At 58.9% G+C, this 13,790-nt stretch carries 10 protein-coding genes; 1 reads left to right on the top strand and 9 read right to left on the bottom strand.

Annotated elements, in window-relative coordinates:
* Positions 1-35: 35 nt before the first annotated feature.
* The 9 genes from DXD39_RS05950 to DXD39_RS05910 form a co-directional block, all read right to left on the bottom strand.
* Positions 36-1,040: a class B sortase gene (locus DXD39_RS05950; RefSeq protein ID WP_117803463.1), complete on the bottom strand. Its 1,005-nt coding sequence runs from the start codon at positions 1,038-1,040 to the stop codon at positions 36-38.
* A gap of 35 nt (positions 1,041-1,075) precedes the next feature.
* Positions 1,076-1,540 (bottom strand): 5-(carboxyamino)imidazole ribonucleotide mutase, encoded by a 465-nt coding sequence (purE, locus tag DXD39_RS05945; protein ID WP_006235810.1) that lies wholly within the window; start codon positions 1,538-1,540, stop codon positions 1,076-1,078.
* Positions 1,541-1,757: 217 nt separating this feature from the next.
* Positions 1,758-8,171 (bottom strand): discoidin domain-containing protein, encoded by a 6,414-nt coding sequence (locus DXD39_RS05940; protein ID WP_158565455.1) that lies wholly within the window; start codon positions 8,169-8,171, stop codon positions 1,758-1,760.
* Between the two features lie 514 nt (positions 8,172-8,685).
* Complete coding sequence (locus DXD39_RS05935) at positions 8,686-9,126, bottom strand: MarR family winged helix-turn-helix transcriptional regulator (protein WP_158550938.1); 441 nt, start codon at positions 9,124-9,126, stop codon at positions 8,686-8,688.
* A gap of 104 nt (positions 9,127-9,230) precedes the next feature.
* Positions 9,231-9,557: a hypothetical protein gene (locus DXD39_RS05930; protein WP_117803461.1), complete on the bottom strand. Its 327-nt coding sequence runs from the start codon at positions 9,555-9,557 to the stop codon at positions 9,231-9,233.
* A 196-nt stretch (positions 9,558-9,753) separates the two neighbouring features.
* Complete coding sequence (locus DXD39_RS05925; RefSeq protein WP_117646152.1) at positions 9,754-10,581, bottom strand: PTS system mannose/fructose/sorbose family transporter subunit IID; 828 nt, start codon at positions 10,579-10,581, stop codon at positions 9,754-9,756.
* The gene (locus DXD39_RS05920; RefSeq protein ID WP_089572605.1) at positions 10,581-11,438 is read right to left on the bottom strand and encodes a PTS sugar transporter subunit IIC; all 858 of its coding nucleotides are present in this window, start codon (positions 11,436-11,438) and stop codon (positions 10,581-10,583) included. Before DXD39_RS05920 ends, DXD39_RS05925 begins: the two co-directional genes overlap by 1 nt.
* Before the next feature lie 72 nt (positions 11,439-11,510).
* Positions 11,511-11,999, bottom strand: a complete 489-nt coding sequence (locus DXD39_RS05915) for a PTS sugar transporter subunit IIB (RefSeq protein WP_117803460.1) — start codon at positions 11,997-11,999, stop codon at positions 11,511-11,513.
* 79 nt (positions 12,000-12,078) lie between these two features.
* Positions 12,079-12,513: a PTS sugar transporter subunit IIA gene (locus tag DXD39_RS05910; RefSeq protein WP_089572603.1), complete on the bottom strand. Its 435-nt coding sequence runs from the start codon at positions 12,511-12,513 to the stop codon at positions 12,079-12,081.
* Between the two features lie 308 nt (positions 12,514-12,821).
* Here DXD39_RS05910 and DXD39_RS05905 point away from each other — a divergent pair, with 308 nt between their 5' ends.
* Positions 12,822-13,604, top strand: a complete 783-nt coding sequence (locus tag DXD39_RS05905; RefSeq protein ID WP_158565453.1) for a GntR family transcriptional regulator — start codon at positions 12,822-12,824, stop codon at positions 13,602-13,604.
* Positions 13,605-13,790: the final 186 nt, after the last annotated feature.

The raw sequence follows: 13,790 nt of genomic DNA, 5'->3' as shown, positions 1-13,790 counted from the left end.
TTTGGGACGGGCCTTTTTAGCTACTCTCGAACAACTTATTCCTCGACCGGCGTGAGCACCATGACGGCACGTGTGTTGCTCAGCGACAGCGAACGACAGGTCACAAGCGTTACAACCTTAGTTGCCGAAGCGGCACGATCGGTGGCATCACTCGCCACGGCAGAAGCGCCGTCGAGCATCTCGGACAGGTAGTTCTTGAGTCCGTCATCGCCCTCAAAATTGGTCGTGCGCGCCTTGGCATACGTGTCCTCGACCACCTTGGTCGCCAGCGGACGCAACTTATACGTCGCATCGCGCGTGATGTAGTACACATATTCAATGCTATCGAACGTTGCCTGGTCAGTCGTATCCGAAATCACGTTGAACATCGACCCATCGTTCATATGGTGGCCGTAGATCGTGGTCTGCTGGTCGACCATTCCCGGCGCGGTGTCATCGCTATCCAAGAAGATGGCACCCGAGGCGTTAGACGTGCCATCGAACAGCGTGTTGAGGTATTTGGAGTTGTTGTTGGTCTGCACCACGGGATAGTTGATGTTGGTTTCCGGCACGTAAATCCAACCCACAATCTCGGGGTTCGTCTGAGCAAGCGCATCAAAGTCGATAATCGGCACGCCGCTGGCGTCCTTATCGCTTACATATTGCTTCTCGATTTTCTGATACGAATCGCTCGCCTGCTTATAGCCAATCTGAGCATTGATAAAGATGGCAGCGGCGGCGACAATCAGACCGATGCCCACGATGATGAGCAAGATGGGAATGATGGATCGGCGTTTCTTACGCGGCTGCTCGGCATAGTTGGACGGCGCGTCACTCAGCTGCCTCGTCGTCCGAGCCTGCTTCTTTGCCGTGCCATATGACGAAGGGCGATACGCAGCCGGCGTATCCTGGCGGCGATGGGACGTCGGCGTTACGGAACGCGGCGCGCGCGGCTGCTGAGGAGAGGATGTCCGACCCTGCTGTGCCGCATGGGCAGCACCCGGCTTCGACGGATCGGGAATCTGAGAAGCCTTGAATCGTTTTCCCTGATAATCGGACATGGCTCTCCTTATACTGCGGTGAAACGGCGGAACGCCTAGGCGTCGGCCATCTCCTGCTTCATCTTCTCGATAACCTTGCGGTACTCGGGGTCGCATGCGCCCAGAATCTGCGTGGCGTAAATGGCGGCGTTCTTGGCGCCGTTGATGGCAACGCAGGCCACGGGCACGCCCGAAGGCATCTGCACCATCGACAGCAGCGAATCCATACCGCCCAGGTCACTCGTCTTCATAGGTACGCCGATAACCGGCAGCGGCGTAAAGGCGGCCACGACACCACCCAGGTGAGCGGCCTTGCCGGCGGCGGCGATAATCACTTTGATACCGCGATCGGCAGCAGTCGAAGCCCACTCGTGGACCTTCGCCGGTGTGCGGTGTGCGCTCGCAATGACGAGCTCATAGGGCACACCGAGCGCCTCGAGCTCGGCGGTGCAGCCTTCCATAACACCCAGATCGGACTTGGAGCCCATGATGATCCCGACAACCGGCTTTTGATCTGCCATAAACAAAGACCTCCTGTTGAGAGCGGTGACGCGGCCAATCCGCGACCCTTAACTGCAAATAATTCAAGTATAGCCGCCGATGCTGATGTGTTCGGCGGGAGACGGAACGCTTTGCGAGATTAAGGCCGAAGGGTCGGAGCTTTCTGCCTACATTCAAAAAGCGTGCCCACCGTCCTTGGGTGGGACGGCGGGCACGCTTGCTTAGCTGTTGCTGGGGCTACTTAGCCTTGCTGCGACGATGGAAGAAAGCGCCGATCGCGGCGATGATGGCGCCAAGACCACCGACGGTCGCGACGGTCGCCGCCGTCTGGTCTCCGGTATTGGGAATCGCCGAACCGTTCTTCTTGCTGCCCTGGGCCTTGTCGCCTGCGGGCTTGCCCGCCTGGTTGCCGCCGTTCGAGCCATTGCCGGAACCCTGGTTGCCCGAGCCGCCCTGGTTGCCGGAATCGGCATCCTTGAGGCTCTCAATGGCCAGCTTGAGCTGGCTATAGGCCGCCTGGATCTGGGTGTCGGAAGCATTCTCATCACCCAAGACGTCCTCGGCGTAGGTAATGGCATCCGTCAGGGCCTTGACAGACTCGGCCGTCTTGCCCCTGGTGTCAGTCTCCTTCGCCTGCTTGACCAGGGCCTTGAGCTGCTTCTTAGTCGGATTCTCGACCGGGACCACCGGGGTCTTCTCGAGCGCGTCGCGGGCGCTCTCGAGCGCCCTGAGCGCCTGGTCGACCTCGTCCTGCGTGGCATCCTCGTCGCTCAAGATGGCGCGGGCGCTCGCCAGGGCGTTCTTGAGCGCCGTCCAGGAGGCCTCGGTGTAGTCGCCGGCCTTGAGGTCGCCGGCGGCAAGCTCGGCATCAACCTTTTCGATCGCGGCAGTGAGATCATCCTTCGCCACCGGATCGGGGACGGCCGTACCGTAGAACTTGAGCTCCGCCATGCTGCAGTAGGCATCAACGTCGCCCCCGCCGGCGTGAATCACCTTGACGGTCACGTAGCGACCGCGCGCGGCGCCAAAGCTCATCTGTTTCCAGTCGCCACGGTCGGTGAGCACGCGGCCATCGTTGTCGAAGGCGAACGTACCCATCGACGCGGCGGTGCCCTTCTCATAACCGTCGGCAGTGTCGGAGACCAGTATCTCGGCCTCGAAGATATCGCCGTTAGTGCCGCCGTCCTGGCGCGGCAGGAATGTAACGTCGGTGAGATCGTAGTCGCGGCCCAGGTCGACACTCAGATACTGGGGCATACCGGTCCCATGGGCCCAGTCGCTGTGCCAAAGCGTCCGCTCGTCGCCGTCGAGAGCGTTGACGGCGTTGCTGCCCTCGTAGTCGGCCTCACTCGAGAAGCCGGCCACCTTGACGTTCTTGCGGTTCTCGGGCGTGTTGATGAGAATCTTCTCATCAACAGGGCGCATCTTGAGGCCGTCGATTGCCTTCTCGATCTTGGCTGTGGCGTCTGCGACATCCTTCTTGCTATAGCTGCCCTGGCCGCTGTCGAGGAGCTTCTGAGCCGCCTCGACCGCAGTGGTGAGAGCTGCATAGGAATCCTTGGTGTAGACGGACTCGCTGTAGCCCGCGGCCTTGGAAAGCGCTGCTACGAGCGCAGAGGTATCGACACCAGCCTTGACCTCGACCTCATAGGATGCGGTCTTGGAGGGGTCGAGTACCGACGCCACCGTGATCTTTGCCTTGCCGGCCTTGTTGGCACGCAGGTAGTAGCTCACGCTATCGCCAGCCTGAACAGCGGAGACGCTTACCACAGAGGGGTCGGAGCTCTCGACCGTCACATAGGGGTAGCCAGCGCTCTCAGGCGTAGCCTTGGCGTCGACGGGCGTAATGTCGCCTTCAAAGAACTCGGTCTGGTTCTTGCCTAGCTCGACACCCTCGATGGCCTCGACACCCTGCGTGTAGTTGAAGTTGACCTCACGCAGTGTGAGCATCTGGTCACCCGATGCCTCAAGCGGCGTGACCTCGACCTTGGTCGCCTTCTTGCCCTTGTTCTCGGCAGAGAGGTCAAAGGCGTAGCGAGCCAGGAAGGAATCGTACTCCCCGCCCGCGAACTCTTGGGTCGAGCCATCCTCGAACGTCACGACAGCCTTGATCTTCTGCACGGTTCCGTTGCCACCGTTGCGGTTAACGACCTCGACACTATCGAGTTTCGACGGCGTCTTAAATGCGAATGTCATCGTGGTGGGAAGCTTCACGTAACTCGGAAGCTTACCCTCGCTGTCCCAGTTGCCGCTCCAGTTCCATAGGAACTCAAAGCCGTTGTCGCCCTCGTTATTATCGAACAGCGCGTTATAGCTCTTCTGCTGGATAAGTTTCTCGACGTTGGTCCCGTCGTCGGTCGTGAGCTCATCGTTGGTCATCGTGATGTTGAAGGCGTCCTGACCGTACTCGGCGACCGTTGGCTGAGGAACATCCGGCATCGTCACCGTGCCGTCGCTCGCAAACTCAAGTGCGTCGCATGCCGGACCGATGAGCCAAGATGTCGAGGGCAGTTCGACCTTGCCGGCGGTCTTGGCCTTGAGCTTGAAACTCGCCACCGCGCCGGTACCGTTGTAGAGCTTGCCATCGCCGCGGTTGGCAAAGGCGAGATTGATAGTCTGCGTTCTGTCCGCGAACTGGACCTTCTCGCGAGACAGGTTCTCCATGCCGGCAGTCGAGCCGTCCTGCGCGATGCTCTCGGACACAAACTCGAACTGGTCGCTCTTGAAGTTGACGAGAGCGCCCAGGGCGTTGACGTTCTTGGCGTCGGCCGCATAGACATCAACGGTGATCTCATCACCGGCCTCGACCTCGGTCTTGCTCGGAATCACCGCGAGCGAACCTGCGACCTTTCCCTTTTGTTTAGTGCCGCCGTCAAGACCCGCCATGGTGAACGAGTAATCGTAGACGTCGTAAACGCCGTTATCGTTGAGGTCGGCGAAGTGGTCGCGGATCTGCGAACCGAACGTCGGGGTATCGGGCTCGCGATTCTCGAGGCCCAGATAGTTCTTCATGTTGGAGTAGTCTCCGTCGGAGATCGTGGCCTTGTTGAGGTTGGAGCCCACGGCGAAGCCATCCGTGCCGTCGGTCTTGTAGATGGCAATCTCGGACGCGGAGAAGAAATTGCCGACCGAGGCGAGCGGTGTCATGCGCACGTAACGGGCGGCCACGGTGCCGTCAAACGCTACCGTCTTACAATCAGCGGAACGTGCCCAATCGACCTCCTGGCTCGTCCAGTGGACGCCATCGAGACTCGTCTCAACACGCATCTTGGTCACAGTGCCGTTGCCGGCGTCATCGCGCGGATAGTACTCGAGCTTATCGAGCTTGTAAGCGCGTCCATAGTCAACGGTAAGCGCCTTGCCCAGATCGTTGCCACCGGAGTGGAAACCGCCGTCGCCCGACTGGAACTCATGGTCGAAGGCGAGCTCGGCCTTATGGCTGCCGTAAAGTGAGCCCTCCCAGGTGATTTGCTCGGCGTCGGGGACGTTCCGCCACGGATCGAGTGCGGAGTTCGCCTCGAGCACATCGCTCCAGGCGGAGTAGCCCTCGGCGTTGCGCGAACGAATCTGGTAGGTGTGCTTGCTATTGTAGGCGAGGTCGGTGTGCGTGAACTCGGCCGCATCACCCACGGCGAACACGGTGCCGTCGACCTTAAGGTCGTAGGAGGTAGCACCATCGACCTTTCCCCAGGTGAGCTTGATGCTCGTTGGGGTCGTGACGTCCTCGGGGGCAGCAAGGTTCGTGGGTGCGGAGAGGCTCTCGTTGAGGCGATCGGCTGTGAGCGTGGCGTCGGCGTTCACGAAACCGCCCAGCTCGAGCGTCTGCGCCGCCGCAGCAACATCGGTCTTCGCGAACTTGACGTAGACCTTGGGGTTCGTGGTGATCTTGGTGTTGTTAAAGCTCTCGCCCCGCTCGGCCTCGGTGCCGTCCACATCGCTGCCGTAGTGGTTGAGGTTAGGGGTCTCGCTGTAGAAGTAGACCGCCTGGCCGGCCTCGGGGGTCGCGGTGTCAAAGGTCTCCTGCGAGTCGACCTCAACCACGTTGAGCGCGGATCCGCCGTTCTTGGCGACGACGCTCATGGGCTTGGCGGACACGTTGGCCACGAAGGTCGTGGTGCGATTGGAGTCGTAGCCGTTGTAGCCACCCTGCGAGGCTTCGGCGGTAAAGGTCGCGGTGCCGCCTGCGGCCTTGGATCTGTAGACGGTGCTCACATGCTCACCGTAGGAGATATTGTCGATCGTACCGTAGGAATCGTCCTCAGTCGTGTTGTTCTCGATGGAGGAGCCGTCGTCCTCGTACTGCGTAAAGGTGCCGTCGCCCTCGGTGGCGAAGAACTCGACGATACGCTGGCTGCGGTCGGTACCCTTGGTGTTGGTGTCGCTCACGGCCTCGGGGTTGTTGTTCTCGGCGTACATCGGCACGATAGCGTTGGCCTTCACAAACAGCGGCAGCTTCCAAAGCGGAGCCTCGTAGTTGTTGAGAACCTGGCCGCCGCGATACTGCTTACCCGAGAAGTAATCGATCCAGATGGTGGGATTCTCGTCGGTGCCGTAGTTGGGGAGGTAAATCCCATTGCGAATGTCGTTGCCGTTCTCGTCTGCCTGGGTATCCTGATACACCGGTGCCACTAGGAAGTTCTCACCGAACATATACTGGTACTGCGTCGAGGTGCTTGCGGCGTACTCGGAGTTATCGGAAAGCAGCATGGCGCGGATCATGGGCAGGCCGGCATCGCCGTTACCCGTGTCGATGTTGGCCGCCGAGGCCGCGCTCGTGTAGATATAGGGCATGAGCTGCGCCTTGAGCTTGAGGTAGAAGCGCGAGATGCCTGTGTAGGGATCGCCGTGCGTCATGGGCGATTTACGGTAGGTGCCCCAACCGTCCATGTCGAGCATAGAGGGCGTGAACGTCTTCCACTGGTAGTCACGCGCAGAGATGATGGGGTCGCCGCCAAAAATGCCATCCATGTCGGAGCCGATGTTGGGGTTGCCCGAAAGACTCTGACCGATATACGTGGGGATATGGAAGCGAATGTACTCCCAGTTACCGCCATACTGGTCGCCGGTCCAAATGCCACCAAAGCGCTGCGTGCCGGCCCAACCATCGAGCGTGATGATGTTGGGGCGCTTGTTAGCGCCGGTCGTCACCGTGTCATAAGCTGTCTTGATGCCATTAAGACCAAAGGAGTAGCCAGATCCAACCCAGGCAACGTCGGTCTTAAGGGTAGTGATGCCTCCCGTCTTGACCTCGGCGTCGAAGTCGCGAAGCAGATGCCACGGGGTCTCAGGGTTGCTGTCGGGCTCAAGGTTGGACTGGGTCCACAAGCCCGTGCTCACACCCTTTGAGTTGGCATACTCGGTGAACTTCTTAAGGTTGTCGACGTTGGCACGCACAGCGTTAAGACGGTCGGCCGAGCTCGCTCCGTCGGAGTTGACGCCGCCGGTCTTGTAGTAACCGTTCTGGCCATAGCCGGCGCCGTAGCCGTCGTTCGGCAGGAACCAGCCGAGCGGCATGTCGCTGTCCTCGTAGTCATCGATAACCTGCCGAGCAGAGAACTGGCGGTCAAAATCGGTCGCTTTCATGTTCTCGGTATCAACCGTAGGGCCCTCACCGTTGAGCGTCTCGGCCGCAAGTGTGCCGTCGAGCTTGTAGCCCGTCGACATGCCAGACTCGTACTTAACGTCGCCCTTCTCGCTCGAGGACTTGCTGCCCTTGGTCTCCCACTTCTTTTGACCCGAGGTCGTTGACCAGCCATCACGGTTATAGGCATTAAGATGACCAAGGTAGAACCCGTACTGGGGCAGCAGTACCGGGTTACCGGTCACCTTGTAGTAGTCCTGCAGCATCTCAGTTGCCACGTTCGAAGCTCCCTCGTTGGTCGCCACGAAGTAGTAGGCATCAAACTCATTCTCGCTGTGCAAAGTCGTGACCGTCGATGAGTCCGTGGAACCGAAGTCGTAGGAACCCTCTGCAAACGTGTTTCGGAGCACGCCGTAGCCGTCACTCGTCCAATAAAACGGGTTGGGCGAGGCAACGCCGCCATCGGTCCAGTTGTTCGTGTTGGAGATGGCGATGGTCTGGTTGGTGTGCAGGAAGCGTCCGTTCTGGGTGCCGCCGCCAAAGAAGTTCTCGGACTTCTCCTTGGCGAGCGTCTGGACGGTACCCTTCTTATCAAGGTCGAGGGACGCGGACTCGGAAACCACGACACGGTCGCCTGACTTGATACTCATCTTGCCAGTCGCCTTGTCCAGGATCACGGTCGCCTTTCCGCCGGTGATCTCGATAGTGTCGCCCTTGTCGGCAACCGTCGCACTCGGCTTGCTGTAGGTGTCCGAGGTATCGGGCTGAGCCTGGATCTTAGCCGTGTGGGACTTACTGCGCGGCGTGGCGTACTCGGAAAACTCACCCTTGGGGTCGACGTTATAACGGAAAATACCGTCCTCGAGGAACGTAATACGGCCCTTGATGCCGTCAGCGAAATCGATGTCGACGACATTCGAGGCAGACTGGGACACGGTCGCCGAGTCGACGCCCTTGAGTGGCGTGGCAATCGCCTGCTGGGGATTGGCAAACACGAGCGTCGCTGCAGTGGCAACGAGGACCGCGCTTCCCTTCACCCACCGTTTCGTAAAAATGGAATTCCTGCGCATCTGGTCTCCTTTCTTCCGACATGCTGAGGTGCCGAGGACGCCCCCCCCCGGCAGCATGGGAAAACGTATCAAACGGAGATGTTCGGTACATTCCGCACAATGGGGGCCACCCGTTACCAAGGGGCCAACTGGTAGTAACCAGATAGCCACCTACTAGGTCATATCAACATATGGGAGCACTTGCGCACCCAAGTTCGGAATTCTCCCAGCGGCAGCAAAATAAGCGTCAACGGCAAGGTGGGCTTAATAAGCCATACCAATTGGTTCTTCAGTCAAATACCAATCTAGCAAAAATGTACTGTTTATCTGGTATTACACAGACCATACCTTTCCCTCGGGAACTGGGCTTCGCGAAGTTTCCCGAGGGAAAGGCTCAGCCGCCATCCTGCAACCTACCGGGGATTGCCATGACGTACGTTGGCTGATTTGGTTTGGAATGAGATGTTGACGGTGGCTGATGGGCACAATTGCCCCGGATGCATTTCATGATGCACCTAAATGTCTGCCTTCATCCTTATAGATTGTCCAGGTAATCGTCGGCATCATAGGTAAGGCTATAGGCTTTATTCAGAATGCGCACGAGCTCCTGGGCATCGTGCTCGCCGAGCGCTGAGAGCTGCTTCGAGAGCGATGCCACACTCTCGGCATTTTTTTTCGCCGCGAAATCACGGCCTTCCTCGGTAATGCTCACCAGCACACGCCGACGATCGTTTGGATCAGTCCTGCGCTGAACGTAACCCTTGCTCTCGAGTGAATCCAAGATATGCGACATGCGCGCACGGGAGAATTTCAGCTTCTTGGCAATCTCGGAGGGAATGACATCACCGTCAATACCCGATAGATACTGTAAAACCGGTGCCTCGCCCACACTGGCGCCGCCGGCAGCACTCAAGGATCCCTTGGCAAGGGAACGTGAGTACACGATCAGTTTTCGAGCGACGTCATCGTAATCCACTGGGGATATTGTCCTTTGCAACTCTAGAAGGGCCATAAAACCGTCATTTGCCGTACATTAGTTAACATTCGCAACAATTATTTATGATACCCCAACGCGGAAGTCTATTGCACGTCCTTCTTGCGTCGCATAAGCTCCTCAACGTCGATACCCGCGGCCTCAAGCATACGCTCAACATTCTTTTTGGCGTTGGTCGTGCCAACCTTAAGCACGATCGAAAGCGGAGTGCCCACCACCAGGCACACGATGCCCACGGGGACACCCCAGCCGGGGCCGCCCTGCATACCCCACATCCCCATCAAAAAGCCAATCGCCACGAGCGAATAGCCCAGGCGCAGCCAAACGTTGAGCCGCTGAATAGCATCGGTCTGCATCTTTGCCTCGCGGATCAAGTCGTCGCGCGAAAGGTCGTGTCCGTGTTTCTCGTGCATATGGGTCCTCCTCGTGCAAAGCGTGCATCATGCGCAAGTGCATCGTTTATCGAATACGTCATCTTTCAAGAGCAATATAGCGGGTGTCGTGTAGGCGATGGAGGTCGCTGGCCATATTGCCCTTGAAGGGCAGCGCAAAATCAGAAGGCCGTGCGGTTGAGGCCGCACGGCCTTACAGGGGGCCAGGGGATGATGACTAGTAGCTCAGCGCCGGATCGAAGAAGCCAATGAGAACGCCCACAAATGCGATCACGACGAGAATCAGCATCATAACGATGGGGTTGACCTTCTTCTTGGTCATCATGTACCAGCAGAAGATGATGAAGATCATCGGCAGCAGGTGCGGATAGATGCCATCGAGGGTGTCCTGGAACTTACCGCCGCCGGGCAGCACCAGGTTGGGGCTGCAGGTGATGGAGACCCAGGTAGCACCGACTGCACCGATGACCATGGTACCAACCATCACGATGGAATCGCGAAGAGCCTTTGCCTTGGGGCCGACGAGGGCCTCGACCGCCTTGCCGCCGAGCTCATAGCCCTGGTTGTAGGCAAAGCGCATGCCAAGGAACATGAGCAGGTTCCACACGACAATATAGAAGATGGCACCGAGCGGAGAGCCGCCGGTCGAGAGACCGAGGGCGATACCGAGCAGGATCGGGATCAGGGTACCGACGATCAGCGAGTCGCCAAGGCCGGCGAGCGGGCCCATGAGGCCGGCGCGGATGCCGTTGATGGCGTCGTCGTCGATGGCCTCGCCGTTTGCGCGAGCCTCCTCGAGGCCGGCGGTGACGCCGACAATCATGGTGCCGATCTGCGGCTCGGTGTTGAAGAACGCGGAGTAGGTCTGGAGGGCCTGCTTCTGCTCCTCGGGCGTGTCGTAGAGCTCCTCGACAATCGGAAGCATGGCGCACAGGTAACCGAAGGTCTGCATGTGCTCCTGCGAGAAGCAGGTCAGGTTGCCATAGGACCAGTTGCGGAACGACTTGGCAAGCGTTTTCTTAGAGAGCTTTTTCTTCTCTGCCATTAGATGTCCTCCTCTTCCTCATCATCTGAGCCCGAGGCGATAGCTGCCTTGGGAGCGTTTGCGAGGTCGATCTTGAGCGAAGCGATCTCATAGTTGATCAGGGCGAAGAAGCAGCCGATGCCGGCAGCGGCGATCAGGTTGCAGCCCATAACAGCGGACAGGGTGAAGCCGAAGAAGAACGTCAGGAAGTCCGTGGGCTTAGAGATGACCTGCTTGAGCAGGATGGCGATACCGACGGTAGGCAGCAGCGAGCCGACGGTGAACAGCGTCTTCATCGCAATGCCGTCCATGGGCATGTAGGTCTTCATGAGGTCGACCATGGCGGTGCCGCCCATGGTGATGATGAACGTCGGGAGGAACGAGCAGACGATGTGACCGATCCAAGGCAAAACGTTGTTGACCAAGTAGAGCTTGTGGAGATCGCCCTTCTCGAGCCACTTCCAGCCCATGCCCTGCCACACCAGGTTGATGGTGGCGGTGCCATAGAAGAGCACAGTGCCGAGCGTGCCGACGGCGGCGCCGAGGGATGCGGCCATGCCGGCAGCCTCAGCGGAGGCGGGATCGATGCCCGAGTTCTTGATGGCGAGGATCGCCAGCGGGATACCGATATAGGACACGGCGCGGACGTCGGCGGAGACGGTTCCGCCGGGGGTCACGAGAGCGATGTAGACAACCTGGATGGCAGCGCCGACGAGGATGCCCGTCTGCATATCGCCCATGATGATGCCGACGATGAGGCCGGCGACCAGAGGACGACCCAGAGTGTAGTTGCCGATCGTCGTGCCGCCCATGCCAGGCAGCGATGCCAGGCAGGCGAACAGGCCGAACAGCGCGGCTTGGAATGCATTGATTGCCATGCTTTCCCCTTTCTTTATTCCTCAGCCCCTTTCACCAAGGGCTGTAGATACCAAAATGCGGCTGGCGCCTAACTAGAAGCCAAACTGACCGCGGAACTTGGGCCACTCACCGATGGACTTCTCCTTGATAAGGGCGAACTCGACCGTGTAGCCGGCGTTGGTGAGATCCTCGAGCGCCTGGGCCTCTTCCTGCGTGATCGACTGGTTGTTGCCGAGCTTGGTGGTGCCGGGACGATCGTTGCAGGGACCGACGATGATGCGGTCCATGCCGGGCTTAAAGCCAAAATCGACGAGAAGTTCCTTCATGTCGAGCGGGTTCTTGGTGATCAGGAAGTACTTGGTGTCGGACTTGAGAACCTTCTCGGAGACCTCCTTGAAGTGCTCCTTGGTCCACACGAACGTCTTCTTGCCCGAGGCACTCTTGTAGGCCTCCTTGAGCACGGGGCTGGACGCTGCAGCGTCGTTGACGGCGATAAGACCGTCGCAGGGATACTCGAGGGCCCAACGGGTAACGGTCTGTCCATGGATCATACGGTCGTCAATACGGATGAACGAAATCATGCGTTCTCCCTTTCTTTATCACCGGGGGTCTTTCCTCTTAACCCCCGCTCCATCACGAAAATTTGGGCGGATGCGCTGCCTAGATGTCGTCGTCCTCGTCATCGGCGTCATCGGTCGGGACAACGAGCTCGGACATACCGTTCTTGCCCTCCTGCAGCATCATCTGCTTGAGGGAATCCAGGTCCATGGTGGCAAGCCCCATCATGGCGGTCATAGCCATGGGCAGGTTCATGCCGCCGAAGGCAATGGTGTGGGCGAGCAGGCCCTTCTCGGCCAGCGTGTTCATGGCATTGGTGAGCGGCGATCCGCCCAGGATGTCACCAAGCAGGACAACCTCGTCATCGGCGGTAACGGGAGCGAGCATCGCCTTGACGTTCTCGACATACTCGTCAGCGCCCATGCCGTCCACGAGACTCGTCGACAAGATGTTCGGGGCGTCATTGCCGAGCATCTTGAGGACACTGTGCAGTCCGGGAGCGAGCGTTCCGTGACTGACCATTACCAGATACCGCATGCGGTCTCCTCTCGACCTGCCGTGTGTCGCACGGCTTTGCTTTTTGCTGAGATTATTGTTGCGCCGGGGCATGTTCGGTACAAAAAAATAGTTGCGAACGGCAACTATTCATCGGTTAACGGTAGCAGCTATTTTTGTGCCTAAATTATTTTTTCTTCTAATTATTTTTAAAATAGCAGGTAGATTGTCTGATAAATGTTTTATGTTCCTTATGCACCATACATACCAGCAAGAATCGGGCCTGGCATCTCCGGTTTGCCCCGCAGTGTCAGACCATGTCACGTACGCCCACGACATGGAGGTACCCCATGGATATGATCTCGTTTCTCGCCTCCGAACCCTTCGACCGCAGCGGTGATACGCCGCTCTATGTCCAACTTAAACATCGAATCGCCCTGCTTATCGCCAGCCAGGCGTTCGACACCAAGACGCCGCTGCCGCGCGAGCTCGAAATCTGTGAGCGGCTGGAGTTATCGCGCGCGACCGTGCGCCGTTGTTTCCAAGATCTCGTCATCGAGGGGCGCGTGGTGCGCAAACGTGGGCAGGGCACGTTCATCAAGCCCCAAACCTCAGCACCCGGCATCGACCTGGCCCTGAATTTCAGCGCGCGGATGCGCGAAGCGGGACGGGTTCCGAGCTCGCAGATTCTCGCCTTTTCAAGCATACCGGCCGTCCGCGGCATCGCCTCTGGGCTCAAAGTGCCCGAAGGGACACCCGTCTGGGAGATTCGCCGCCTGCGTCTCGCCAACGACAAACCCATGGAGCTCAACTACGTCTATATCCCCGTGTCACTTTGCCCCGAGCTCACACGCAAAGACGTGGATGGCTCGCTCTACGCCTACATCGCGGAAAAGACCGGCATCCTGCCCGCAAGCGTCGATGCCGTCTACGAGACGGTCAACCTCGACAAGCATGAGGCGCGCCTTTTGGGACAGAACGCCGGTAAGGCGGCGATGCGCATCGTGCGTTCGACCTACGACAAGACGGGAACCCCGTTCGAGGTAGGCGTGCTCATCAGCTGCAACGGTCAGGCAAAGCTGCACGTGCACATCGCCGCCGACAAAACAACCTTCACCGCCACAGCCCAATAAATCCAAAACGTGGGCGCCGTCGTTCAAACGAACGACGGCGCCCACACTCAATTTTATTCAGCCCTAGTCATCGCGCAAAGCCCCTTCGGCAGCACACGGTGCGGCCAAGTCACCGCAGGCCGGGGCGGGAGGGGCCGAGTTTCCTCCTGAGCGACTCTGCTTGCAGCCGGAGCGAAAGGGGGAAAT

Source organism: Collinsella sp. TM04-29, assembly GCF_003466565.1.
GTDB lineage: Bacteria > Actinomycetota > Coriobacteriia > Coriobacteriales > Coriobacteriaceae > Collinsella.
The sequence above is the reverse complement of the archived record's forward strand: the minus strand, read 5'-3'. Positions and strand labels throughout refer to the sequence as shown.